This window comes from Pseudoalteromonas sp. NZS71 (assembly GCF_015864715.1).
GTDB classification, from domain to species: domain Bacteria; phylum Pseudomonadota; class Gammaproteobacteria; order Enterobacterales; family Alteromonadaceae; genus Pseudoalteromonas; species Pseudoalteromonas arctica.
On record NZ_JADYWS010000009.1, the window covers coordinates 1 to 24,976 of the forward strand.

Genomic DNA, 24,976 nt, shown 5'->3' on the forward strand with positions numbered 1-24,976 from the left:
AAAAAGCAGTTAGCTTATGAGCAACTGACCACTTAATCTAGCCAAAACAAGTTATGCACTTACAATTTGAATCTAGGATACTTAAAAAGCACGGTTTTCTAATTTAGAAGCCGTGCTTTTTTGTGTTTTATAAATGCTTAATCTAAATTAAATAGTAACCACTATGCGACCGTTAATTTCACCTTTGAGCATATCATCAAAAATTTCGTTAATGTCCTCTAAGCGTTTTTCTTCAATAATCGCTTTTACTTTACCTTGCGCTGCAAATTCCAAGCATTCTTGCAAATCTTTACGTGTACCAACAATAGAGCCCACTACTGACACGCCATTAAGCACAGTATCAAAAATAGGAAGCGGCATATCCTCTGGAGGTAATCCCACTAATACACATTTACCGCCACGGCGTACACTCTTATAAGCTTGTTCAAACCCAGCTTTAGATACCGCAGTACACACAACGCCATGCGCGCCACCTACTTGTTCAAAAATAGCTTCGCTAGGAACAACTTCTTTAAAGTCGAGTGTTATATCTGCGCCAAGCTCTTTAGCAAGCGCGAGTTTTTCTTTACCTGTATCAACAGCTATTACATTAAAACCCATTGCTTTAGCGTACTGTACTGCTAAATGACCAAGCCCGCCTACACCAACAATAGCAACCCACTGCCCAGGTTTAGCACCGGATACTTTCAATGCTTTATAGGTTGTAACACCTGCACAAAATAATGGAGCAGCTTCAGAAAAGCCTAATCCCTCAGGTATTTTTACAACGTAATCACCGTGAGCCAAACAATATTCTGCATAGCTACCATCAATAGAATAGCCAGTATTATGCTGCGATAAACACAGTGTTTCTTTGCCATCTAGGCAAAACTCACAGTGCCCACATGCACTATAGAGCCAAGGAATACCCACTCTATCGCCAGCTTCTAAGTGCTTAATGTTGCTTCCAACTTTATCAATAACACCAACTCCTTCATGCCCTGGAACTAATGGCATTTTTGGCTTTACCGGCCAATCACCATGACAGGCATGTAAATCGGTGTGGCAAACGCCACAAGCGGCTATTTTTACTAAAACGTCGTTTATTCCAACCTCAGGAATTGGCAGATCTGTTATTTGTAATTTACCTTTGTATTCATTATTAATTGCAGCTTTCATAGTCATTCCATCGTATGTGAAAAAAATTAAAAAAAAGGATTTATTTACGTATTGTTGTGTACAACATATCCCAATATAGATGTATAAATATTAATCTAAATCATACTTTAGTCGTTAAAATCAATTTATAAAATGGCTAAGAACTTGCTATCCAAAATGAGCGTGCTAGCATTTACTTTCTGAAATTACTGAAAGTTACTAAGCTATGAGTTTATCCGAAAAGAATTTTGCCTTTGTAATGCATTGTGGTGAAATGGGCAGCCGCTGGGGATTCAATCGAACGATTGGGCAAATGTGTGGTTTGCTGATTATTACTAAAAATCCAATGACAGCCAATGAGATTGCAGATGCGCTTAGTATTTCTCGCGGTAATGTAAGCATGGGTATTAAAGAGTTGCAATCGTGGCAATTAATTAAAGTGCAGCATATTCCTGGCGATCGAAAAGAGTACTACGCCCCTGCTGGCGATATTTGGGATATGGCAAATCGCGTATTTGAAGAACGTAAAAAGCGCGAAATTGAGCCCACCTTAACATTACTACGCGATAACTTATTAGACGAAGCCAGTAACGACGATGAGCTTTATGCACAAAAACAAATGGGTGAAATTCACAACCTACTTGAAACCGTAACTAAATGGTCATCAGAGCTGCAACGTTTAACGCCAGAGCAACTTAATAAGCTGATGAAGCTAGGTTCTGGAATTGGTAAAGTTATTGACTTAAAAGATAAAATATTCAAAAAAGAATAAAGCCGCAATTGCGGCTTTATTTATAGGTATATTTTAAAATTAGATTTTTGGATAACCAATTCTATCCGACAAGTAACCTACGCTAGTAGCAAAGTAATACGAGCGATTCCAATGCATAAATACTTTGTAGTTGTCGTACGCTAAGTACATACGGCCATTTATATCATCAGGCATAACCAGCGCAGCACGCACGTCCACATTAGGTAAATCAGAGCCATCAGCTTTACGAACACCCAGTGCTTGCCAATCAGCTAATGAGCGCTCAGAATCATTCCAATATTCTAGCCACTGCTTGCGCGTTTTTGTACCACGCACTAAAACGTATTTACTATCAAAGTTTTCAGGTAACTGTACTTGGCGACCCCACGTAAGCGAATCGTTCCAGCCTTCTTGCTTTAAATAGTTAGCAATTGAAGCAAAAGCATCTTCTTTTGTGGTCCAAATATCTTTACGGCCATCATTATTGTAATCAACCGCGTAAGCATTAAATGAAGTTGGCATAAATTGCGTTTGCCCCATTGCGCCTGCCCATGAGCCTTTAAATTTATCAAGCGTGATATGGCCCGATTTTAAAATGTCGAGTGCAGCCCAAAGTTGGCGTTTATAAAGCGCTTCTCGGCGTCCATCAAAAGCAAGTGTAACAAGTGACGAAATAACATTATGGCCACCTTGAATGGCGCCAAAGTTACTTTCAAGTCCCCACAATGCCACTATAAAGCGTGCTTGTACTCCAAACTCTTTCGCTACTTTTTCAAGTACATCTTTGTTTTCTGCATAAAGCTTGCGTGCACGGTCTATTTTCCACTGTGGTACGCGTTTTGGTAAATACGTTTCAAGGGTTTCTTTTACTTCTGGCTGGTTTTTATCAGCCGAAACCACTTTTTCTTTATATGTTGCTGTTGCAAAAGCATCATCAATAAGTTTTGCTTCATAGCCTTTTGAGATGGCTTCTTGCTTTAAATTTGCTAAATAATCTTGAAATTCGGCCTGTGTTTTTGCCATCACAGATGAGCTTAAACATACACCACATAATATAACGATAAGTTTTTTAATCACTATCAACTCCATTTTCTTTTCGTAACTGACTTAGCAAATTTTGTTCCGGTGGAGGAATTTGTAAGTAGTAGCCTTTATCAGGGTTTGATAACGCTGCTTTTACAGTCTCTAAATCTGCCCCACCTAAATGCTCACGTTTTGCTAAGTTGATGATCATCACATAAAGAGGTTGACCAAACATAGCCATTAAAGGTTCCGGAACTTTGTCAAAATCATCTCTTTTTTCAACAAATAAGAACGTATCCGCTTTTTTCTTACTTTTATATACTGCAGTGAGCATTATGACCCTATAAATTCTTGCTTAACAATGCCGCACACTATAACATGAGAGTAATAATAAGTTAGAAAAATTAGATTAGAAATTTCAATAAAGGCCCTATTCAGCCTACGTTTATCTAAAATTAATTTCTAATCAGACAATTCAATTGAGCGTGTATGTCGGACCAAATTTTTGAGTTAAAAGGGAATCTTTTTACGTTATCAGTTTTGCATCTTTATAGTACTGATATAAACCTTTTAGCAGAACAACTATATATAAAAACAGCCCAGGCCCCTAAGTTTTTTGAGGGTGCTCCTATTGTTGTTAATTTAATTGAAATTAAAAACAGTTCACTTGATTTTGTACACTTAAAGTCATTAATCGAGCGTATGAGCTTTAACGCTGTTGGTGTATGTAATGGCTCAGATGAGCAACATACACAAGCTAAAGCTGCTGGCTTGTCTGTTTTGAATTATTCACAAGACGTTAAGAGCGAACCTGTTAAACAAGAGGCTAATACGTCGATTGTAGAGAAAACAGTGCATTTACCAGCGCAAATTATTAGCGGTACAGTTCGTTCTGGACAACAAGTTTATGCAAAAGATAGAGATTTGATAGTACTTGGCGCGGTTAGTCATGGTGCTGAAGTTATTGCCGATGGAAATGTGCATATTTATGGCACGCTACGCGGTCGCGCTATTGCAGGCGCAAAAGGTTTTAAAGAAGCACACATTTTTTGCCAAAAACTTGAGGCCGAGCTGGTTTCAATAGATGGTAACTACTGGATCAGTGATTCACTACAAGGTGAACATTGGGGAAATGCAGTGCAAATACAACAAAAAGACGAATCATTAGAAATTTCAGCTTTGGTTAAAGGATAAATCTCATGGCAAAAGTAATTGTCGTTACCTCAGGTAAAGGCGGTGTTGGTAAAACAACATCAAGTGCTGCAATTGGCACAGGCTTAGCGTTAAAAGGCTATAAAACAGTTATTATCGACTTTGATATTGGTTTACGTAACTTAGATTTAATTATGGGTTGTGAACGCCGTGTTGTTTATGACTTTGTAAACGTAATTAATGGTGAGGCAAACCTTAACCAAGCGCTTATTAAAGATAAACGTGTAGATAAATTGTTTTTACTACCCGCTTCACAAACTCGTGATAAAGACGCATTAACTCGTGAAGGTGTTGAACGCGTATTAAACGAATTAAAAGAAGACTTTGATTACATTGTGTGTGATTCACCAGCAGGTATCGAAGCTGGCGCTATGATGGCAATGTACTTTGCTGACGAAGCAATCGTGACAACAAATCCAGAAGTGTCGTCAGTTCGAGATTCAGATCGTATTTTAGGTATTTTACACAGCAAATCAAAACGTGCTGAAGAAGGCCTAGAAAACATTAAAGAACACTTACTATTAACACGCTATAATCCTAGTCGTGTTGAAAAAGGTGAAATGCTATCGGTAGAAGATGTGCAAGATATTCTGTCAATCCCACTATTAGGTGTTATTCCTGAATCGCAAGCGGTATTAAGTGCTTCAAACTCAGGCCAACCTGTTATATTGGATACAGAATCTGATGCAGGCCAAGCTTATTCTGATGCAATTAACCGCTTACTAGGTGAAACCGTCGATTTTCGCTTCTTAGACGTTGAGAAAAAAGGCTTATTTAAACGGATTTTTGGAGGTTAACGTGTCTTTACTTGACTACTTCCGCTCAGAAAAGAAAAACAGTGCGTCACTAGCAAAAGAGCGATTGCAGATCATTGTCGCGCACGAGCGTTCTCAACGAGGAACGCCGGATTACTTACCACAATTAAAACAAGACATTTTAGATGTGATCCGTAAATACGTGAACGTAAGTACCGATGCAGTTCAGGTTCAGTTTGATCAGAACGAAGACGATTTAGCCGTACTTGAGCTAAACGTTACACTACCTGATGAAGAAAAGAAGTAATTGAAGAAAGGGCGCTTTATAAGCGCCCTCTTTATTTTCGCAATAACTTTCTAAATATCTACGTTTTAATCCCCTTCGTGCAACTAAAACTTTTAACTATGTAACACAAAAACTATAGATAAGTATTACACAGTTAAAGAAAATATTTAGTCTTAAGTATCCCATTCTTTTAAAGCGTCTTTAACGTAGGTATATCGCCAAGAGCTAAGTAAATCAGGCTTTATATGACTCTGTTTTTGCTCATTAGTTAACTTCCAATTCCAACTAATCAGTTGATTGACTTGCTTTTTAGAGGCCATAACATCTTCTGGTATATTGTGCTCTTTAGCTACTTTAGTGATTTTTTGTTTTATATCTTTTGCTACTTTTTTATAAGTAGGAAAATCAATTAAGCGCTTAAGTACATCAGGGTGCTGAGCATCTGGGACTTCTTTAGCAACTTCAATACACTTTATTATATCGACACCAGAGCGATTAACTTCAATAGCTTCAACACCTGGAATTTGACGTAGAGCATTTAAACTTGAAGGACCACGTTTGGCAATTTCAGTCATGTTATGTTCTTTTAACACAAAATTAAGCGCCAAATTTTTCTTGATAGCTTTATTTCTTCGCCATACAGCAAGCTCTTTTAACACTGCAAGTTCGTGCGGTTTAAGTTGCCATGCATTTTTAATATCTTTATATAAAAGCTCGTCAGGTGTTTGAAATGCACGTTTGTTGGCAATCAATTCACTTTCGTTTATTACAATGTCAAAGAAGCCAGCGGCATTAATGCGATCGATAATCAGCTCAAAACACGGTAATAAGTAAAAAGTATCAGCAGCCGCGTAGTCTAATTGTTTTTTAGTTAACGGGCGTTGTAGCCAGTTAGTGCGTGACTCGCTTTTATCTATTTCAATACCTTGCAGCTCTTTTACCATAAGAGCAAAACCCATACAGTTACCTTCACCGAGTAGCTGCAACGCAAATTGTGTATCAAATAATGGGGCTGGGACAAAGCCTGCGTACTTTTGAAAAACTTCAATATCTTCTGAAGGAGAATGCAGTACTTTTAAAACGGCAGGATCTTTAAGTATTTCCCAAAAATCAAATAGTGAAAGTTCTGCTAATGGGTCAATAAGCGCTAAATGCTCACCATCAAAAACTTGGATAAGTGCAACTTCTGGATACAAAGTACGACGACGCATAAACTCAGTATCAATAGCTAAAATAGGTTTATTTTTTATTTGTTCAACAAAAGTGTTCAGTTGATTTTGGGTTTCGATCAATTGGTATTGCACTTAATCTCCTACAATAAAAAAGCCGACATATGTCGGCTTTTTTATAGGTTGCTAATCTTTCAAGGCTCTTCGGAGTATCTTACCTACGTTAGTCTTAGGTAACTCATCCCTAAACTCTACCAGCTTGGGGACCTTGTAATTAGTTAAATTATCACGACAGTGACTTATTATATCTTTTTCAGTTAAAGAAGGGTCTTTTTTCACAACAAAAACTTTAACTTGTTCACCACTTACATCGTGAGGAATACCGATAGCAGCTACTTCAAGCACACCTTCGTGCATAGCCACTACTTCTTCAATCTCATTAGGGAAAACATTAAAGCCAGATACGATGATCATGTCTTTTTTACGATCTACAATAAAGAAGAAACCTTCGTCATCATAAGTCGCAATATCACCTGTAGCAAACCAGCCGTCTTTTAAACATTCAGCGGTTGCATCTGGTCGTTTGTAATAACCAACCATGACTTGCGGGCCTTTAACACAAAGCTCGCCAGGTTCACCTTTAGCGGCTTCTTCGCCGTTATCTAAAACCAATTTAATATCAGTGTTAGGCGCTGGTAAACCAATAGAGCCATTATATGCTTTCAAATCAAAAGGACTAATAGTAACTAAAGGAGAACATTCTGTAAGGCCATAACCTTCCATTAATTTTGAGCCAGTCACTTTTTGCCATTTTTCAGCAACAGGACGTTGAACGGCCATACCGCCGCCTAAAGACATTTTTAAATGACTAAAATCAAGTTCAGCAAAACCTGGTGTGTTTAATAAACCATTAAATAATGTATTAACACCGGTAATAGCTGTGAAATTGTGCTGACCCAGCTCTTTAACAAACCCAGGCATATCTCGTGGGTTTGTAATTAATATATTTAAACCACCGTACTTCATAAATGTTAGGCAGTTAGCTGTTAAGGCAAATATATGATAAAGCGGTAAAGCAGTCACAACCACTTCTTCACCACGGTTTAACACTTTGTCTAAACAACCTGAAACTTGTTCAAGGTTACCAACCATGTTGCCATGGCTCAGCATTGCCCCTTTAGATACACCTGTTGTGCCACCGGTGTACTGTAAAAATGCAAGATCAGACAAGCTCATTTCAGGGCGCGTATATTTAGCTTCATCTGCAGCTAAAACGTCTGAAAATTTAATTGTGTTAGGCAAGTTGAACTTTGGCACCATTTTTTTAATGTGCTTCACAACAAAGTTAACTACATGCTTTTTAAGCCCGCCAACCATATCGCCTACTTGCGTGACCACAATATGCTTAACATCAGTATGAGCAAGTGACTTTTCAAGTGTGTCAGCAAAGTTTGCTAGGATGAAAATAGCTGTAGTGTCAGAGTCTTTTAGCTGATGCTCTAATTCACGTACTGTGTAAAGTGGGTTAACATTTACAACCACACAACCTGCACGCAAAACACCTAAAATTGTGACTGGTGTTTGTAGTAAGTTAGGCATCATTACGGCAACTTTGTCGCCTTTTTTAAGACCCAAATCATTTTGAATATAGGAAGCAACTTTTTTTGTTGCTGTGTCTATTTCATCGTAAGACATCGTTTTACCCATATTCGTAAATGCAGGTAAATCGGTGTAGTCACTAAAACTTTTTTCGAACACTTCGAGTAACGAGTTGTAATGCTCAGGATCGATTGTTTCAGGCATACCCTCTGGGTAGCGCTTAAGCCAGATTTTTTCCACTCTTAGCCCCTGTTTATAATTATATTTTTATTAACCTTAATCTAAGTAAGGCGCTTTAACAATTGAGCAAATACTCTAATGCAGGAATAATCCCACATTTAACACAAACTTACAATTAACATGCACCATTTTGCAGCATAAAGTCTTGAATATGCTCAAAACATAGTTCACTGCTTTGCATGTGGCAATGATGCCCACCATCTACATTAATGACCTTCAAGCTATTGTAATAACTAATATACTTTGCCAAATTTTGTTTTACAAACGAATAACCTTCGTTACCTAAAATTAATTGACATGGTGCAATTAAATCTTTTATTGCACCAATACATTGCGCCTCATTAAACCTAAAACCTGAGTGATTTTTGAGTTTTGGATCTGTTGTTAGCGCAAAACCATCTAGAACCTGTTTTATATTTCGCTGCATTAATAGCGTAATAAGCTCGCTATTTAAATCGGTTGTTTGAGCGCGTGCTTCATAAATAAGTTCTTTCGACTTATAAATTCTCGACTTTTTATTTTTTAAACGCGCTCTATTTAGTACTGCACTTTTTAACTGTTCACACACACCTTCACTCGGGGTTGTAACACAACCAATTCCCTCAATAAAGGTAACAGACTTTACATAATCGCTAAAGCAGCTTGCAAAAAGTCCTGCAACCATAGCCCCCATTGAATGACCTACTAAATGTACTTTTTTAACACCAAGCGCATTTATAAGTTGGTACACATCATCAATATAATCAATAAAATAATAGTGTGCATCATCACTTCGCCAAGACGATAAACCGTGCCCAACAAAGTCAATGCAGTACCAAGTGTGTTTTGGGTTAACGTTGTTTAACATTGGCATAAAGCTATGGCAGTTGTCTAACCACCCATGCAACGCTATTACTATTTCGTTCCCTGAACCTACTTTTAAGCCATGAATATTTAAATTATTGGTTTCAATATTAAATGGCTGCACGGTAAGTCCTTTATTAATTTAGAGCATCATTATTTATAGCATACAAGTTGTCAGACCACTAACTTAGAAAATGGTGCCAAATTCACGATTTAATTATCTTCCTGGTATCAAATATAGCACTGAGTAGAAAACCAAACTCAATATTTTCAATAACTTAAAAATGGAGTAATAAGCAAAGTTTTTTTAACATATTAATTTTGAGTACCTTTTAAACAAATAAAAGGTGAGAACACCATATATAGATAGCTTATAACTAGTATAATTTAAATAAATAGAACTAACAGCGTTAACTACAATTCTATGTATATAAAATCAAAGTATAAATTATAAATATCTCAGATATTCATTTATTTATCATCCTATCTGTATACAATATCAGCGGCTATTAAATAAGGTACACTCATAAGGTACAACCATGAAAAAACAGATCAGCTTATTGGCACTTTTATGCACCGCTTCTGGTGCTTACGCAAAATCAGCACCTAAAAATGTAATTTATATGATTGGTGACGGCATGGGTCCGGCTTACACCACGGCTTATCGCTATTTTAAAGACGACCCTGCAACAAAAGAAGTAGAAGGCACGGTTTTTGACACTATTTTAAAAGGCATGGCTCATACCTACCCTGATGACCATACTTATGTAACAGACAGTGCTGCGGGTGCTACAGCGCTTAGTAGCGGTCATAAAAGTTATAATGGCGCAGTTGCTGTAGATACAGACAAAAAACCAGTTAAAACTATGCTTGAAATAGCAAAAGAGCGTGGTATGACAACAGCGCTTGTTGTAACGTCACAAATAAACCATGCAACGCCTGCTAGCTTTACAGCTCACAATGAATCTCGTTACAACTACGATGATATTGCTAACGATTATATTGATAATAAGATTGCTGGTAAATTACCCGTTGATTTAATGCTAGGTGGCGGTACTAAATATTTTATTCGTGATGACCGTAATTTAGTTGAAGAATTTAAAGCGGCAGGTTACCAATACGGTGACGATATTAATAATCTGGGCCAAATTACACAAATACCTGCCATTGGTTTGTATGCAAGCAAAGGCCTGCCATTTGCACTTGATATAAACCCAACTCGCCTTACTCAGTTAACATCTAAAGCGCTTGGTTTACTAGATAACCAGAACGAAGAAGGCTTTTTTGTGATGATTGAGGGCAGCCAAATTGATTGGTGTGGTCACTCTAACGATATAGCCTGTGCGATGGCTGAAATGGACGACTTTGCTAAATCAATCGAAAAAGCAAAAGCGTACGTTGATAAAAATAAAGACACTATACTTGTAGTCACAGCCGATCACTCAACGGGCGGTTTAACTATTGGTTCGCACGGCCAATTTAAATGGGAAACAGACGTAATTAAGGGTGTTAAGGCAACTGCTAGTAAGTTAACTGACAAACTTATGGAGTCTAAAGACTTAAAACCAGTATGGACTGCTAACACAAATATTGAATTTACAACCGAAAACCAAATCAAACTTGAGCAAGCTAAAAAAATGGGCGAAAAAGCGCTTAATTTAGCTGTTAAAAGTATTATTAGTGATGCGAGCTTTACTGGCTGGACAACCGGCGGACACACCGCTGTAGACGTTCAAGTATTTGCCTATGGCAAAGGCAGTGAGCAATTTATTGGCTCACAAAATAATACTGATATTGCCGATAAGCTAATTGGCTTTATTGAACAGTAATACCAATCCGCAATAATACTTAATCAATTTGAGGGGTTAAATCTGACGTTAACTACGTTAAAAATTTCTGATATAGAACAACTAAATAACGAAATTTTTGCCTTGTTATCTACACGATTTTCTTCCCTCAAAATAGATCACTTAATTAAGCGAATTGGTATAATTTCACCTCGTTTTTAACACAAAAAGCCCGAACACATGTTCGGGCTTTTTATTAAATTTTATCACTGTATTTATCTAAACGTTTGAATGAGCTTTAAGCGTATATATCAACGCCTATTAAATTTTGTACTTCGGCTCTGCGTTCTAAATTTGCAAATTCAGTATAAGTAGAAATCGCTTTGCTTACTTGAGCTGTCGGTTGGTCGTAAATTGTTTGGCTGTATTCATTGCTTTTAGCACTGCTTTTAAACAGTTGATTAGCCAGTTCGACGCCCTCGACACTGCTTTTTACATAATCGGTATTCGTTTTTTGAGCAGCCGGCTGGTCTAATAAACTCTGTGGTTTATTAGTAACAACTTTAGTAGGGCTAACCCTACCCGGAATATCTCCGGTAAAAAAACCTGAACCAATAGGCAGCGTCATTACGCGTCTCCAACCTTAATATCGCATAAAATCATGATTTAAAAACAACCAATTTGCAAATAATATGATTACTCACGTCCTGGTAGCTTTTTCCACGTTACCGTATCGCGCACATATTTAGGTTGAGCGTCACTCGCTTTTACAACGTCACCCGCTAAAAACGCGGCTTCAACATGCGCTAACATATAACGCGCATCAGGCAATGTAATATCAGTATTAATTGTCACGTTTTCAAAGTCATTAAGCGCATCAGGATAGGTTTTAAAGCCCGTGCCTACCGCTACAGATGGCTCATTGGTCGCTATATAATCATTGTTTAGTAAATCAGGTTTTATAACGCATTCTTGGTTAACTAAAAGCATTAGATTATTTTGCGCTTGGTAATGTGCAAAGTATATCTCCCCCATACGCGCATCTATGCTTGGATAAACACTCACACTACCGTTTTGTTCAAACGCTTGTTGCGCCATAATAGCCAAAGTAGACACACCTACAAGTGGCAAATTAGTTGAATACGCTAAACCTTGCGCTATTGCTACACTAATACGCACACCAGTAAAACTGCCCGGGCCTTGCCCAAAACCAATGACATCTAAGTCTTTTAATTTACAGTTTGCTTTAGTTAATAGCTCATCCACAAGTGGAAGTATTTTTTGGCTATGTTGCTGCGGACATTCTTCAAAATGATGAAATGTTTGGCCCTGAAAATGTAAAACAATTGAAAGTGCTTCAGTTGAAGCATCAAGGGCAAGAATATTACTTTTGATCATTTTATTACTCTAATTAATTTGTTTTAAAAATGTATTGGCATCTTCTAAGCTTCGCGTGCGGCGCATCGGCGGTAAGCTTTTTAAAAATACTTGGCCATATTGGCGTGTAACTAAGCGATTATCGCATATTACAAGTACGCCTTTGTCTTTACTATCTCGAATTAAACGCCCTACACCTTGTTTTAGCGCAATAACAGCCTGCGGTAATTGTATGTGTGAAAAAGGGTCTTTTCCCTGCATTTGGCAATCTTGCATTTTAGCTTGAAGCAATGGATCGTCAGGGGCTGCAAATGGCAATTTGTCTATAATAACACAGCTTAATGTGCTGCCGCGTACATCAACGCCTTCCCAAAATGAAGCCGTGCCCAGTAATACAGCATTACCATGGCGAGTAAATTTCTCTAAAATAATACGCTTAGACATTTGCCCCTGCATATAAACTGGGTAGTCTATTTGTGTGGTGAGCCCTTCGGCAACTAAGTGCATCATTCGATAGCTCGTAAATAACACAAAACAACGCCCTTGCGCTGACTTTATAAGCTCAAGTGTTAATTTTACAATTGCATGGGGCATATTATCAGCGTGCGATTCAGGTAAGTAACGCGGTAAACACAGCAACGCCTGATTAGGGTAATCAAATGGGCTATCTACCATCATGCTTTGCTTTGGTTTTAAACCAAGGCTTGCATTAAAGTGCTCTAGTTTGTTGTCGACCGAAAGTGTTGCTGAAGTAAATACAAAGCCTGCGCCCGTATCTTGCATCATTTGAGCAAATTTAGCTGATACATTTAATGGCGTTATATTAATCGTTAAATAACGGCGCGTTGTTTCATACCAGTAACTAAAACCGGTTTGAGCTGTATCAAAAACCCGCTCTAACTGCCCTTTAAACGCAAGTGCACGTTCAAATGGATGCTCAATTTTGTCGCTTCTATCTAGGCAAAGTTTAAGTACTTGATAAACAAAATCTAAATCACTAATGACGCGGTGAAGCGCCGCGCATATTTGTTTATCACTTAACTTTTCTCGCCAATCGCCTCTACTGCCATCAACACCAAACTGTAATCGTAAATCAGCAACGCTTGTTTCAAGCTTATTTAAGCTTTTACCTAGCTGCAGCATATCGGGAATTTCGGCTCTATAAATAGCACGTAAATCATTAATTAAATCCACCAGCTTTTTAGTACTAATACTCTCACCAAAATAATCACTGGCAATTTCGCTTAACTGATGGGCTTCATCAAATATATACGCGTCAGCTTTTGGCATAAGCTCAGCAAAGCCACTTTCTTTTACGGCCATGTCGGCAAAAAATAAATGATGGTTAATCACAACTACGTCGGCATCGGCCGCAGTTAAACGTGCTTTGCGTATATAACAGCTTTGAAAATCTGGACACTCTTTACCTAAGCAATTATCGGCTGTTGAATTTACATAAGGCAGTACTTTCGCGTCATCTTCTATACCAATACAATCGGCCAAATCGCCCGATTGCGTTTCACTGGCAAACTTAGCCACCATAGCTAGTTGATGCATTACGTCGGAGTCGTCAGTAGGTACATGCGCAACATGCTGATTAAGTCGGTAGGTACATAAGTAATTGGCACGCCCTTTTAATAAGGCGGTTTTTTTAGAAGCACCAAGCGCTTTCACTAATTGAGGTAAATCGCGGTGATATAACTGTTCTTGTAAGGCTTTAGAACCAGTCGATATTATCGTTCGGCCTTTTGATTTAAGTGCAGGGGCTAAATATGCAAATGTTTTACCAGTACCCGTGCCTGCTTCAACAACTAATTGCGAACTGTTTTTTAATGCATCTGCAACAGCTACTGCCATATCAATTTGTGGTTGGCGAGGCGTATATCCATCTAATGATGACGCCAAAGGTCCGGTTGCACTAAACAGCTGTTTGATAATACCAATCACTTTAAAATAAATAATAGCGGGATTTTACGTAAGCAAAGCATTTAGGGCAAGTAATTACAAAATCGACTTTTATTTTATGATGCAACACACGTTTCAATAATGTGATTAACCACTAAAGTTTACAACAAACACTGTATTTATAACGTACATTTAATTTAATAATGACAATATTTACAAAGCCACATTTCTTATTAACTCTTACTAAAAACAATCCTCATTAAAAGCTATATTTAGGCATAAATACTGTGACTCTCAAATATTACAGGAGTACCATACGCGGGTTTATAATCCTCTTTTTTGTGTGTCGTTTAAAAAATAGTTAAGGTTAATCAATGAATGCTTGGTACCTCATTTGTTTTCTCTCTGCAATTGCAATTTTTATAGCCTTTGCAAACCAGTACATCCTCAAAATGCAAACTACAATTGCCATTACTACCGGCTCTGTGGTTATTTCTTTATTACTGATTATTGCAGTAAAATTATTAGGCGATCAGAACGCATTAGCAATGACCCAAATAGTTTCCAGTATTGACTTTAACGAGTTACTACTTAAAGGCATGTTGGGGTTTTTACTTTATGCGGGTGCGCTCGAAATAAACCTACTTGCCCTGCGTAAGCAGCGGTGGGAAATTACTGCCCTGGTATTGTTTTCAACCATTGCCTCCACATTTATAGTGGGTTATTTAAGTTTTTATTTATTTTCAGTTTTTGGTTTTGATGTCCCTTTTATTTATTGTTTACTGTTTGGCGCGCTTATTAGCCCAACCGACCCTATCGCTGTACTTGCTATTATTAAACAAATGCGAGCGCCAGAAGGCATCTCAGTTCAAGTAGAAGGTGAGTCGCTATTTAACGATGGTATTGGTTTAGTTATATTTACCACTATATTTTCTGTTGCTTTTTATGGCACCGATGCACAATTTGGTGACATAGCAGAGCTATTCTTTGTTGATGCAATAGGGGGCATTGCGTTTGGTTTAGTCATTGCATTAGTTGGCCACTTTTTAATTATTAATAGCCGCGATGTAAATATTCGCTTATTAATTACCTTAACTATCCCAACAGCAGGTTTTGCTGCAGCAAATATTTGGGAAATATCTGGCGCACTTGCCATGGTAACCAGTGGCATATTGATGGGTAATATTACCCGCACTAAAGCAACCGAGCGTACGGGCCCCGAAGACACGCGCTACGTAAAAGATTTTTGGCATGCAACCGACAGCTTTCTAAATGCTCTACTGTTTTTAATAATAGGTATGCTAATAGTCACTATGCCAATCACGCTTGGAGAAATTGGTTTAGGCTTATTAATGGTACCTGTTGTATTACTAGCACGCTTTATAAGTGTAGGCGCACCATTTGTAATTTTTAAACGCTTTAGAACTTACGATAAACACAGTGTTAAAATTTTGACCTGGGGTGGACTACGTGGTGGCCTTGCTCTGGCAATGGCGGCAGCAATCCCACGCGAGCAAGTTTTTGTAGGCGGTTCAGACCTACATAACCTAATCGTTATTGTTACTTACGTAGTGGTTATATTTTCTATTATTGTACAAGGCTTAACTATTTCGCCGCTTATTCAAAGTAGCATTAAGTCAGCTGAGCAAGCCAAGTAATAAATGCTTTGTCTGCAACACATTCAGTAACCAAGTTATTATAAAAATCACTTGGTTACTGTTACTCACGTGTTACAAAAACACTTTAAAGTTCTATAAATTGTTATCCTTTTTATTTATCTGCTTTGTTTAAATTAATCCGCTTGAAATGCAAATGAAAACAATTATAATTTTGACTTTTCCTCTACAGGGCTTTTCGATGTCCATAAATAATTCTCACATGTTTTTAAATTTGGTGTCTCTGAGCAAACGACAATTTCAATGTTTTTTTATGCTTTTTATAATGGTCATGGCAAGCTTTAGTGTTTCAGCCTCGCCTAATGAGCAAACAAAAATAAAACAAATTGCACAGCTTGCAGAGTATGTAGGTGTTGATTACGTGGCAGCTGTTGGAAATGGTGAAATACTTGATCCTGACGAATATCAAGAAATGACTGAATTTTCGCACGTTATTATTGAGCAAGCTGGACAGCTATCAAGCCAAACAAATGAGTTTGATACAGTAAAGGCACAAGCTAAAGCCCTGCATTCAGCGATTGCCAATAAAGCGAGTGTTGCCGATGTACGTGCAGCAAGCTCAGCGCTTCGTGAGTCGCTACTTACCTTTATGCCGCAACTATCGTTACCTACATCACTACTTCCTGTTGAGCAAACCAAAGCGCTTTTTGCTGCTAACTGTTCAATGTGTCACGGCCCTAGTGGTCAAGGCGACGGCCCGCTTGCAAAAAACTTATCACCAGAGCCTACCAATTTTACCGATGAAGAACGCGCAACTAACCGCTCATTAATGGGTTTATTTGATGCTGTAAGTAACGGTATTAACGACACGCCAATGGTTGCTTTTGCTCAATTTAATGAACAACAACGTTGGTCTTTAGCTTTTTATGTAGGTAGCTTGGCATTTAAAGATGTTCAAAAACCACAAAACCTAGAGCAAAACATTACCGCTTCGCAGATTGTAAACTTAAACCCTGCACAATTATCGGCAGGTCAAAGTGAAGCACAAGCACATTACGTTAAATGGCTTCGTGGTAATCCAGAGCAACTATTTACCGGTAAAAAGAATCCGATAACGGTTACTCGCACGCAGTTACTTGCGGCACAAGCCGCGCATGCTAAAGGCAATTACTCACAAGCAAGTGATTTAGCAATTAGCGCTTACCTAGATGGCTTTGAACTTGTTGAAAACAACTTAAATGCCTACGACGAAACACTGCGTAAAAACATCGAAGTACAACTGATGAACCTGCGCCAAACATTTAAAAACGAGAAAGATGCAGCCATCGTTGACGAAAAAGTAAGTGCAGCGCTAGCTCAACTCGCTAAAGCAGATAGCATGCTAAACGAAACCAAACTAACTGATGGTGCACTCCTCTCAGCGAGTTTAGTTATATTACTACGCGAAGGCCTAGAAGCACTCCTCGTTATTATTGCCCTTATGACCGTACTTATTAAAACTAAACGCCAAGACGCACTTAAATATGTACATGTTGGTTGGGTAACCGCACTTATTGCTGGTGGCTTAACGTGGGCTGCGGCGCAAACATTAATAGAAATAAGTGGTGCAAGTCGCGAAGTTATGGAAGGTGCTGGTGCATTGTTTGCCGCTGTAATTTTACTTTATGTTGGCGTATGGATGCACAGTAAAACCAGTGCGCAGCAATGGCAAAAATACATCAAAGACAATATAGATAAGCGTCTTGAGTCGGGTACATTATGGGGTTTAGCAGGGCTTTCTTTTATTGCCGTATACCGAGAAGTCTTTGAAACTGTATTGTTCTATCAGTCTTTATTAACGCAAAGCTCGCCTGCCCAATATTCATCTATTGCTTCGGGTTTTGCGATAGCTGTAGCAATACTGGCTATTATTACGTGGGTATTAATTAAGTACTCAATTAAATTACCGGTTGCTAAGTTTTTTGCAATTACCACTTACCTATTATTTGCACTCTCGTTTGTGCTTATGGGCAAAGCTGTTATTGCATTACAAGAGGCCGACATAATAGGTATTGCGCCGCTACCAATGAGCTTTGATATTGCATGGCTTGGTATAAAGTCAACATGGCAAGGTATTGTGTCTCAAGTATGCGTGTTCGCTATATTTAGCTTTTATATATTAAAAAGCAAAAACCAATAGTAATGCCTATCTGCTTAAGAGTTTAAGCTAATTGGCATAAGCAAAATACATAGTAAAAAGGCCCGCAAGGGCCTTTTTGAGTTAATTGCTTATGTATTTAGTAAAGTTGGTATTATCAAGCCCATGTATCTAAATGGGTGTTTTCGTCATCATCTACGTTAGACTTTTTTTTACTATTTTGATCATTGAGCTGTTTCTTTTTTTGTAACTCACGCCTTTTTTTATTCTCTAGTTCAACTTTTTCAGCGGCAGTCCCACTTTGCACACCCGCAATATGAAAAGCACTTTTTGACTCAACTTCTAGCCTAGTTATTCTTCCTAAATAAGGGATCATAATATCCATAAGTACTTCCTTATTTTTTCATTTTATTCATTAACCACTTGGTTTGAGTGATAAACAACCAATTGTTGGCGAAAATTGCGCTTATTATCTTAATATTATCGACAGTTATAACATATGCTTTAATTAAGCTAAAAAAAACTTGCCATAATATAGCTGTTTATGTTTTTATGAGTGCGAAATTTATTTAAACAGATAACAACTGCACGTTAACAAATCAACGGGCAGTTACATAGGATAAAAAATGCGCTCAAACCTGACAACAGTACATCATCACCACCATTCACCGGAATAACCTGTCAGGTCTTTCGCTGAGAGGTTATTCCTAAAAGGAACCTCTGGCGATTCAAATAACATTGATTCATTTTCGCCCTGAGGTTCCCCTCGGGGTTTTTAGTTTTTAAATTAAAGGAAAATGAATAATGAACAACAGTAATCGTCTACGTATCGCCATCCAAAAAGGCGGCCGCCTATCTAAAGATTGTCAAGATCTGCTTAAACAGTTAGGTGTTAAACTTAACCTTCGTGAACAACGCTTAATTGCACACTCAACTAATATGCCAATTGACGTACTACGTGTGCGCGATGACGATATTCCGGGTTTAGTAATGGACGGTGTATGTGACTTAGGCATAGTTGGCGAAAACGTACTTGTAGAAGTTCAAGCAGAACGTGAACGACAAGGTGTTCCAAGTGAAGTAACCAAACTTTCAAAACTAGACTTTGGTTACTGTCGTCTTGCACTTGCATGGCCACAAGAGCTTGGCGCTCGCGATAAGAGCTGGTTTGAAGGCAAACGTATTGCGACTACCTACCCAGAAATCTTAACTCAGTGGTTAAAGCGCGAAGGCATTAACGCAAGTACAGTAATGCTTACGGGTTCTGTTGAAGTAGCACCGCGTGCAGGTTTATCTGATGCAATTTGTGATTTAGTATCTACTGGCGCAACACTTGAAGCTAACGGCTTGATTCAAGGCGAAACAATTTTAGAATCAAACGCGTGTTTAATTCAAAATAAAGATCTTCAAGATGCTGACAAACTAGCACTAATCAATAAGCTTATGCCGCGCCTACGTGGTGTTAGACAAGCTAAAGAAAGCAAATACATCATGCTACACGCACCAAAAAACAAACTTGATGAAATTTGTGAAATTTTACCAGGTTCTGGTCAACCTACTCTGCTTGCCCTTGCTGGTAACGATGAATACGTAGCACTTCACATGGTAAGCAGCGAAACATTATTTTGGGAAACAATGGAGCAGTTAAAAGCCCTAGGCGCTAACTCTATTTTAGTTATGCCAATTGAAAAAATGATGGAGTAAGTGCCATGCTTCGTTGGAATGAGGAATCTTCACAAGTACAAGCAGCGGCGCTAATGCGCCCTGCAGTTTCTGCTAGTGCCAAGGTTGAAGCTATATGCAAAACTATTTTAGCTAACGTAAAAGACCAAGGCGATGAAGCCTTACTTAGCATGGCTAAAGAGTTTGATAATAGATCTAACCCTCGCTTATGTGTTCCGCTTGATGAAATTAACGCATCAGAGCAAGCACTGAGTGCAGAGCTTAAATACGCAATTGATACTGCTTATGCAAACGTTAAACGTTTTCACGAAGCGCAATTGCCAAAAGATATTAAATTATCGACCCAACCAGGCGTTGTATGTGAACTGAAATATCAAGCCATCGAAGCAGTCGGTATTTATGTACCCGGTGGCAGTGCTCCACTGCCATCGTCGGTTATTATGCAGGGTGTATTAGCGCAGTTAAGCGGCGCAAAAACCGTTGTACTTGCTACACCAGTACAAGGTGATAAAGCGATTAACCCTGCTATTTTATATGCAGCTAAGTTATGTGGCATTACTACTTTGATAGAAAGTGGTGGCGCAGGCGCAATTGCAGCAATGGCTTATGGCACCGAATCGGTTCCTAAAGTGAACAAAATATTTGGCCCAGGTAATAGCTTTGTAACAATGGCTAAACAGCTCGTTGCGCAAACTATTCCAGGTATGGCAATTGATATGCCAGCAGGTCCGTCTGAAGTACTTGTTATTGCAGATGAACGCGCAAACCCAGAATTTATAGCCGCCGATTTACTCTCACAAGCAGAGCACGGCGCAGACTCGCAAGTTATTTTATTATGTAACAGTGAGAGTATTATAGAACAAACTCAGCAGGCACTTACACGCCAGCTGGCTAATTTGAGCCGCAAAGAAACAGCCGAGCAAGCGCTCGCTAATTCTTCACTTATTTTAGTTGATTCAATTGAGCAAGCATTTGATGTATCTGCGCAGTACGGACCAGAGCACTTAATTTTACAACTAGGCGACGCAACACCTTACCTAGATAAAGTTAAAAACGCAGGCTCAGTATTTGTAGGTGACTACACGCCAGAATCTGCAGGCGATTACGCATCGGGTACTAACCACGTGTTACCAACATATGGTTATAGTGCAACTTACTCGAGCTTAAACTTACTTGATTTTTTTCGTACATACACAGTGCAAACAATTACTAAAAGTGGTTTAACGCAGCTTTCAAAAGCTATTTTACCACTTGCAGATGCAGAAGGCCTTGATGCCCACGCTAATGCGGTTTCAATTCGTTTAGAGGCAATTAAAAATGAGCAATGAGAGCGCACAAGCGTCTAGCTTATTACCTAAAAATATTGCAGCCCTTGCTGCATACAGCTCTGCAAAAAGTGAAAAGCTAACCGGTACTACGTGGCTAAATGCTAACGAAAGCCCGTATGCTAGAAATCTTGAACTGAGTATTGAGGATTTAAATCGCTACCCCGATCCACAACCGCAACTGGTTATTGACAGGTACGCCGCTTATACAGAGCTTGAAAGCGAAAATATATTAATGACGCGCGGCGCAGATGAAGGCATTGAGCTTTTAGTGCGCACATACTGTGAGCCAGCTAAAGATAGTATTGCGCTATTTTTACCAACCTACGGTATGTACAAAGTTACCGCCGATACACACAACGTTGGTATTAACGCGCTTACCCAAGAATTATTATTAAGTGGCAGTGCTGACGAAATAGTTGCAGCTGTTGGCAGCTCAAAACTAGTATTTATTTGTAACCCAAATAATCCAACGGGCAGCCTAACACCACTTGATAAAGTAAAAGCGATTGCTACAGCACTTGCGGGTTCTGCATTAGTTATTGTTGATGAAGCCTATATAGAGTTTTGCCCAGAGCAAAGCGCGACTAAGCTTATTAATGAGTTTAGTAATGTAGTCGTATTGCGTACGCTTTCTAAAGCCTTTGCGCTAGCGGGCCTTAGAACAGGCTTTACCCTTGCACAAGCAGCAACTCTTGCGCCAATTCGTAAAGTCATTGCGCCGTATCCGGTATCGGGCGTAGTAGCAAGTATTGCAGCGCAAGCAATTGCACCTGATGCAATTACATCAATGCGCCGCCAAGTTACTATTTTAAATAGCTTAAAAGCTAAATTAGTGGATTGGCTAAACGCCTCCCCTGCTGCATTAAAAATTCTCACTGGTGAAGGTAACTTTGTTACTTTAAAATTAGCCGATAAAAACTACTTTAAAATTGCACTTGAGCAAGGTTTGGTTATGCGCGCTTTTACGCTATACGGTGAAGACGACTGGCTACGAATTTCAATTGGTAGTGAACAAGAACTTGAACAAGTAAAAATTTGGTTAGATGGCTTACAAACGCCAGCTTCCACAGCATCTTTAGCAGGAAACGAAGTATCATGAGTAACCCCTATTTATTTATCGACCGCGACGGCACTATCATTGAAGAGCCAATTACCGACAAACAGGTAGATAGCCTTGAAAAGCTAGCATTTTTACCTGGCGTTATCCCTGCGTTATTACAATTACAAGCTGCAGGTTACCGTTTAGTTATGGTATCTAACCAAGATGGTTTGGGCACAGATAGCTTCCCTATTGCTGATTTTGATATAGCACAAGACAAAATGATGGACATAATGCAAAGCCAAGGCATTAGCTTTGACGAAGTATTAATTTGCCCTCACTTTAACGAGCAAAACTGCGATTGCCGTAAACCTAAAACAGGCTTACTTACCGAGCTTATGCGCTCAGGCAAAGTAGACTTAGCGCGCTCTTTTGTTATTGGCGACCGTGAAACTGATATTGGTCTTGCTCAAAATCTATGTTGTGAAGGTATTTTATACGATGGCGATTGGAGTGCCATAGTAACTAAATTGACCACCGCAAACCGCGAAGGTCGTGTTACACGCAATACCAAAGAAACCCAAATTGATGTGGCAATAAACTTAGATCAAACTAAGAATGGCAGCATAGACACCGGTCTTGGCTTTTTTGATCACATGCTTGATCAAATTCGCACGCACGCAAACATTGGTTTAAACATTAAAGCCAAAGGCGATTTACACATAGACGAGCACCACCTGGTTGAAGACATTGGTATTGCTCTTGGTGTCGCACTTAAACAAGCGCTTGGCACTAAATCGCAAATTGCGCGCTATGGTTTTGCTCTTCCTATGGATGAATGTAAAGCTGAAGCACAAATTGATTTATCGGGTCGTGCATCATTTGTATTAAACGCTAACTTTAGCCGCGAAAAAGCCGGTGATTTAGACGTACAAATGGTTGAGCACTTTTTCAAAAGCTTAAGTGATAACGCCGCCATTAGCCTTATTTTATCGGTAAGCGACGGTAACTGTCATCACCAAGTAGAAGGCTTATTTAAAGCGTTTTCACGCGCCCTTCGTATGGCAGTAGCACAAGATACGACCCAACAAACAGCCAGCTCTAAGGGATGTTTATGATTGCCATAATTAATACCGGTTGTGCCAATATAAATTCAGTACGTTTTGCGTTTGAACGCTTAGGGCAAACGCCAACAGTAATTACATCACCAGAGCAATTAGCGGGTTTTGAGCGCGCTATATTGCCAGGTGTAGGTCACGCGTCGGTTGCTATGAAACGCCTAGTCGATAATGGTTGGCAGCAAGCTATTAACGAGTATCAACGCCCGCTAATGGGGATTTGTTTAGGGATGCAGTTGCTGTGCGAAAGCACCGAAGAAGGCAACGTGCAATGCTTAGGTAAAATACCAGGCCTAGTAAAAGCACTGGATGTAGGTAGTTTAACGTCACCGCATATGGGGTGGAATAACTTATCTATCCAACAAGCGCACCCACTAACCAAAGGCTTACATAAAGACGATCAGGTTTATTATGTGCACAGCTTTGCGCACACCGTTAACGATGCCACTTTAGTCAGTAGTGAATACGGGCAAACTTTCTCAGCCATTGTCGCTAAAGATAACTATGCCGGTATGCAATTTCACCCAGAGCGAAGCGCGAAAGTAGGCACCCGTTTATTACAAAACTTTCTAGATTGGCAGTTATAAGCTGCCCATTAACTAACAAAAAAGAGATTATTTGTGATTATTCCAGCATTAGACGTATTACAAAATCAAATTGTGCGCTTGTACCAAGGTAAATACGACACAGCACAGTTTTACCCTTTCGAACTTGGCGCGCGTTTAAAAGAATACGCCGACAGCGGCGCAGGTAAACTACACCTTGTTGATTTAGAAGGTGCACGCGATCCAAGTAAAAAGCAGTGGAAACATATTCAAGCTGCAACCAAAGCACTTAACGTACCGTACCAAGTGGGCGGCGGTATTCGCTCAGAGCAAGACGTGAGCGATTGGCTAAAAGCCGGTGCAAACCAAGTGGTTATTGGTTCTATGGCAGTTGAAAAGCGTGAACAGGTTAAAGCTTGGATTGAAAAGTTTGGCGCTGAGCACTTTGTAATTGCCCTTGATGTTAATAAAACAGAGTCCGGTTGGGCGCCTGCAACCCATGGTTGGTTAAATGAATCTGAGTTTGGGCTATTTGAACTTATTGATTTTTATGTTGAGCTGGGCATTATTGATTTTTTATGCACGGACATCAGTAAAGACGGCACCATGACAGGCCCTTCATTTGAACTATACGAAGACCTAGTAAAGCACAACGCTGATATTAAAGTACAAGCCTCAGGTGGTGTGAGTTCGTTGGATGATATTAAAAAGCTAAACGAACTTGGTGTGGGCGGCGTAATTTTGGGTAAATCTTTATTAGATGGTGCCTTTAGCGTAGAAGAGGCGCTTAAATTAAGCTAAACAGATAGGTCTAAGCAGCTAAATCAAAAAAGGCACAGGTGCGAGCGCATCTGTGCCTTTTTTGTATAAAACAATCAGTTTATTTATGCTTACCCGGCAACATAGAGCCTAATACGCCATCTTGCTTTATTAAACCATGGTAAAGCGCGGCACTAACATGCATAAAAATAAACAATAAAAATGCATAAGCAATAAACCCATGTGCTTCACGGAAAAAAGCATATAGTTCAATATCTTTACTTACTAGGCTAGGCAAAGTAAATAAACCAAAAAAGCTCACATGGCGGCCATCAGCGCTTTGCATTAACCAGCCTGAAATCGGCATTAAAATCATAGATGCATATAAACCCACTTGGGTTAAATGCGCTGCTAATGCCTGAGCTTTAGGCACACTGGGTGGTAATGCAGGGCTGGTGGTGACTAGTTTATTGATTAATCTAATAGCAACTAACACTAACGCTAAAACACCAAACGACTTATGCAGCGCAATGGCCTCTACTTGCCAAACCGCTAAACTTTGCACCATCGACAGACCAAGAAATAACATAGAAAGTATGATTAATGCCATCGCCCAGTGAATAAGCATACTCGACGCTGAGTATTTATTAATTGTTTTCATTCGATA

24 protein-coding genes are annotated in these 24,976 nt (G+C 39.1%); 13 read left to right on the top strand and 11 right to left on the bottom strand.

The genetic code is table 11. The annotated features are described in order from the left end of the window. Window positions 1-147 precede the first annotated feature (147 nt). Entirely contained in the window at window positions 148-1,158 is a 1,011-nt protein-coding gene (gene adhP, locus I6E85_RS07525) for an alcohol dehydrogenase AdhP (protein ID WP_024591055.1), read from the bottom strand. 205 nt (window positions 1,159-1,363) lie between these two features. On the opposite strand from adhP, the gene I6E85_RS07530 reads away from it, so the two are divergent. Beyond that, window positions 1,364-1,909, top strand: coding sequence for a GbsR/MarR family transcriptional regulator (locus I6E85_RS07530; RefSeq protein WP_010552940.1), 546 nt, complete (start codon window positions 1,364-1,366; stop codon window positions 1,907-1,909). 39 nt (window positions 1,910-1,948) lie between these two features. Here I6E85_RS07530 and I6E85_RS07535 read toward each other — a convergent pair whose 3' ends face one another. Beyond that, window positions 1,949-2,965: a lytic transglycosylase domain-containing protein gene (locus I6E85_RS07535; protein WP_007583269.1), complete on the bottom strand. Its 1,017-nt coding sequence runs from the start codon at window positions 2,963-2,965 to the stop codon at window positions 1,949-1,951. After that, the gene (locus I6E85_RS07540; RefSeq protein ID WP_024591056.1) at window positions 2,958-3,245 is read right to left on the bottom strand and encodes a YcgL domain-containing protein; all 288 of its coding nucleotides are present in this window, start codon (window positions 3,243-3,245) and stop codon (window positions 2,958-2,960) included. Before I6E85_RS07540 ends, I6E85_RS07535 begins: the two co-directional genes overlap by 8 nt. Before the next feature lie 155 nt (window positions 3,246-3,400). Here I6E85_RS07540 and minC point away from each other — a divergent pair, with 155 nt between their 5' ends. The 3 genes from minC to minE are packed head-to-tail and all read left to right on the top strand — an operon-like array spanning window position 3,401 to window position 5,185. Then, a complete protein-coding gene (minC, locus tag I6E85_RS07545; RefSeq protein WP_197236771.1) occupies window positions 3,401-4,105 on the top strand; it encodes a septum site-determining protein MinC in 705 nt (234 codons plus the stop codon). 5 nt (window positions 4,106-4,110) lie between these two features. Then, window positions 4,111-4,920 (top strand): septum site-determining protein MinD, encoded by an 810-nt coding sequence (minD, locus tag I6E85_RS07550; protein WP_007583272.1) that lies wholly within the window; start codon window positions 4,111-4,113, stop codon window positions 4,918-4,920. A gap of 1 nt (window position 4,921) precedes the next feature. Then, window positions 4,922-5,185, top strand: coding sequence for a cell division topological specificity factor MinE (gene minE / locus I6E85_RS07555; RefSeq protein WP_004334706.1), 264 nt, complete (start codon window positions 4,922-4,924; stop codon window positions 5,183-5,185). 152 nt (window positions 5,186-5,337) lie between these two features. Here the strand turns inward: minE and rnd are convergent, their stop codons facing one another. The 3 genes from rnd to I6E85_RS07570 all read right to left on the bottom strand — a co-directional run bounded on the left by rnd (window position 5,338) and on the right by I6E85_RS07570 (window position 9,139). Further along, complete coding sequence (gene rnd / locus I6E85_RS07560; protein ID WP_024591057.1) at window positions 5,338-6,468, bottom strand: ribonuclease D; 1,131 nt, start codon at window positions 6,466-6,468, stop codon at window positions 5,338-5,340. 51 nt (window positions 6,469-6,519) lie between these two features. Then, window positions 6,520-8,172 (bottom strand): long-chain-fatty-acid--CoA ligase FadD, encoded by a 1,653-nt coding sequence (gene fadD, locus I6E85_RS07565; RefSeq protein WP_007580629.1) that lies wholly within the window; start codon window positions 8,170-8,172, stop codon window positions 6,520-6,522. A 115-nt stretch (window positions 8,173-8,287) separates the two neighbouring features. Then, window positions 8,288-9,139, bottom strand: a complete 852-nt coding sequence (locus I6E85_RS07570; protein ID WP_024591058.1) for an alpha/beta hydrolase — start codon at window positions 9,137-9,139, stop codon at window positions 8,288-8,290. A gap of 415 nt (window positions 9,140-9,554) precedes the next feature. Between I6E85_RS07570 and I6E85_RS07575 the strand changes: the two genes are divergently transcribed. Next, window positions 9,555-10,844, top strand: coding sequence for an alkaline phosphatase (locus I6E85_RS07575; protein WP_024591059.1), 1,290 nt, complete (start codon window positions 9,555-9,557; stop codon window positions 10,842-10,844). 256 nt (window positions 10,845-11,100) lie between these two features. Here the strand turns inward: I6E85_RS07575 and I6E85_RS07580 are convergent, their stop codons facing one another. The 3 genes from I6E85_RS07580 to I6E85_RS07590 all read right to left on the bottom strand — a co-directional run bounded on the left by I6E85_RS07580 (window position 11,101) and on the right by I6E85_RS07590 (window position 14,126). Next, on the bottom strand, window positions 11,101-11,430 hold the full coding sequence (locus I6E85_RS07580; protein WP_007580633.1) for a hypothetical protein: 330 nt from the start codon (window positions 11,428-11,430) through the stop codon (window positions 11,101-11,103). Between the two features lie 68 nt (window positions 11,431-11,498). Further along, on the bottom strand, window positions 11,499-12,200 hold the full coding sequence (gene tsaB / locus I6E85_RS07585; RefSeq protein ID WP_024607770.1) for a tRNA (adenosine(37)-N6)-threonylcarbamoyltransferase complex dimerization subunit type 1 TsaB: 702 nt from the start codon (window positions 12,198-12,200) through the stop codon (window positions 11,499-11,501). Window positions 12,201-12,209: 9 nt separating this feature from the next. Next, a complete protein-coding gene (locus tag I6E85_RS07590) occupies window positions 12,210-14,126 on the bottom strand; it encodes an ATP-dependent DNA helicase (protein WP_101163490.1) in 1,917 nt (638 codons plus the stop codon). Between the two features lie 332 nt (window positions 14,127-14,458). Here I6E85_RS07590 and I6E85_RS07595 point away from each other — a divergent pair, with 332 nt between their 5' ends. Further along, a complete protein-coding gene (locus I6E85_RS07595; RefSeq protein ID WP_007580638.1) occupies window positions 14,459-15,742 on the top strand; it encodes a sodium:proton antiporter in 1,284 nt (427 codons plus the stop codon). A gap of 283 nt (window positions 15,743-16,025) precedes the next feature. Beyond that, window positions 16,026-17,879: a cytochrome c/FTR1 family iron permease gene (locus tag I6E85_RS07600; protein WP_197236822.1), complete on the top strand. Its 1,854-nt coding sequence runs from the start codon at window positions 16,026-16,028 to the stop codon at window positions 17,877-17,879. A 115-nt stretch (window positions 17,880-17,994) separates the two neighbouring features. Here I6E85_RS07600 and I6E85_RS07605 read toward each other — a convergent pair whose 3' ends face one another. Continuing rightward, complete coding sequence (locus I6E85_RS07605) at window positions 17,995-18,222, bottom strand: hypothetical protein (protein WP_197236772.1); 228 nt, start codon at window positions 18,220-18,222, stop codon at window positions 17,995-17,997. Window positions 18,223-18,641: 419 nt separating this feature from the next. On the opposite strand from I6E85_RS07605, the gene hisG reads away from it, so the two are divergent. Genes hisG through hisA form a run of 6 tightly spaced genes read left to right on the top strand, consistent with a single transcriptional unit; the run spans window position 18,642 to window position 24,351 of the window. Continuing rightward, window positions 18,642-19,541, top strand: a complete 900-nt coding sequence (gene hisG / locus I6E85_RS07610; protein WP_007580644.1) for an ATP phosphoribosyltransferase — start codon at window positions 18,642-18,644, stop codon at window positions 19,539-19,541. 5 nt (window positions 19,542-19,546) lie between these two features. Then, window positions 19,547-20,848 carry a histidinol dehydrogenase gene (gene hisD / locus I6E85_RS07615; protein WP_197236773.1) on the top strand — a complete coding sequence of 434 codons (1,302 nt, stop codon included), beginning with the start codon at window positions 19,547-19,549 and terminating at the stop codon, window positions 20,846-20,848. Next, entirely contained in the window at window positions 20,838-21,947 is a 1,110-nt protein-coding gene (gene hisC / locus I6E85_RS07620) for a histidinol-phosphate transaminase (protein WP_197236774.1), read from the top strand. The genes hisD and hisC overlap by 11 nt, the downstream gene beginning before the upstream one ends. After that, entirely contained in the window at window positions 21,944-23,005 is a 1,062-nt protein-coding gene (gene hisB, locus I6E85_RS07625) for a bifunctional histidinol-phosphatase/imidazoleglycerol-phosphate dehydratase HisB (protein ID WP_024611093.1), read from the top strand. Before hisC ends, hisB begins: the two co-directional genes overlap by 4 nt. Next, the gene (gene hisH / locus I6E85_RS07630) at window positions 23,002-23,592 is read left to right on the top strand and encodes an imidazole glycerol phosphate synthase subunit HisH (RefSeq protein ID WP_197236775.1); all 591 of its coding nucleotides are present in this window, start codon (window positions 23,002-23,004) and stop codon (window positions 23,590-23,592) included. The genes hisB and hisH overlap by 4 nt, the downstream gene beginning before the upstream one ends. Before the next feature lie 33 nt (window positions 23,593-23,625). Continuing rightward, complete coding sequence (gene hisA / locus I6E85_RS07635; RefSeq protein WP_101163487.1) at window positions 23,626-24,351, top strand: 1-(5-phosphoribosyl)-5-[(5-phosphoribosylamino)methylideneamino]imidazole-4-carboxamide isomerase; 726 nt, start codon at window positions 23,626-23,628, stop codon at window positions 24,349-24,351. A gap of 79 nt (window positions 24,352-24,430) precedes the next feature. Here the strand turns inward: hisA and I6E85_RS07640 are convergent, their stop codons facing one another. Then, window positions 24,431-24,970 (bottom strand): cytochrome b, encoded by a 540-nt coding sequence (locus I6E85_RS07640; protein WP_101163486.1) that lies wholly within the window; start codon window positions 24,968-24,970, stop codon window positions 24,431-24,433. Window positions 24,971-24,976: the final 6 nt, after the last annotated feature.

Bases quoted from the DNA above. Each gene is read 5' to 3' on its own strand.
- adhP (WP_024591055.1), bottom strand. From the start codon at position 1,158: ATGAAAGCTGCAATTAATAATGAATACAAAGGTAAATTACAAATAACA.
- I6E85_RS07530 (WP_010552940.1), top strand. From the start codon at position 1,364: ATGAGTTTATCCGAAAAGAATTTTGCCTTTGTAATGCATTGTGGTGAA.
- I6E85_RS07540 (WP_024591056.1), bottom strand. From the start codon at position 3,245: ATGCTCACTGCAGTATATAAAAGTAAGAAAAAAGCGGATACGTTCTTA.
- minC (WP_197236771.1), top strand. From the start codon at position 3,401: ATGTCGGACCAAATTTTTGAGTTAAAAGGGAATCTTTTTACGTTATCA.
- minD (WP_007583272.1), top strand. From the start codon at position 4,111: ATGGCAAAAGTAATTGTCGTTACCTCAGGTAAAGGCGGTGTTGGTAAA.
- I6E85_RS07575 (WP_024591059.1), top strand. From the start codon at position 9,555: ATGAAAAAACAGATCAGCTTATTGGCACTTTTATGCACCGCTTCTGGT.
- I6E85_RS07580 (WP_007580633.1), bottom strand. From the start codon at position 11,430: ATGACGCTGCCTATTGGTTCAGGTTTTTTTACCGGAGATATTCCGGGT.
- tsaB (WP_024607770.1), bottom strand. From the start codon at position 12,200: ATGATCAAAAGTAATATTCTTGCCCTTGATGCTTCAACTGAAGCACTT.
- I6E85_RS07595 (WP_007580638.1), top strand. From the start codon at position 14,459: ATGAATGCTTGGTACCTCATTTGTTTTCTCTCTGCAATTGCAATTTTT.
- I6E85_RS07600 (WP_197236822.1), top strand. From the start codon at position 16,026: ATGGTCATGGCAAGCTTTAGTGTTTCAGCCTCGCCTAATGAGCAAACA.
- I6E85_RS07605 (WP_197236772.1), bottom strand. From the start codon at position 18,222: ATGGATATTATGATCCCTTATTTAGGAAGAATAACTAGGCTAGAAGTT.
- hisG (WP_007580644.1), top strand. From the start codon at position 18,642: ATGAACAACAGTAATCGTCTACGTATCGCCATCCAAAAAGGCGGCCGC.
- hisD (WP_197236773.1), top strand. From the start codon at position 19,547: ATGCTTCGTTGGAATGAGGAATCTTCACAAGTACAAGCAGCGGCGCTA.
- hisC (WP_197236774.1), top strand. From the start codon at position 20,838: ATGAGCAATGAGAGCGCACAAGCGTCTAGCTTATTACCTAAAAATATT.
- hisB (WP_024611093.1), top strand. From the start codon at position 21,944: ATGAGTAACCCCTATTTATTTATCGACCGCGACGGCACTATCATTGAA.
- hisH (WP_197236775.1), top strand. From the start codon at position 23,002: ATGATTGCCATAATTAATACCGGTTGTGCCAATATAAATTCAGTACGT.
- I6E85_RS07640 (WP_101163486.1), bottom strand. From the start codon at position 24,970: ATGAAAACAATTAATAAATACTCAGCGTCGAGTATGCTTATTCACTGG.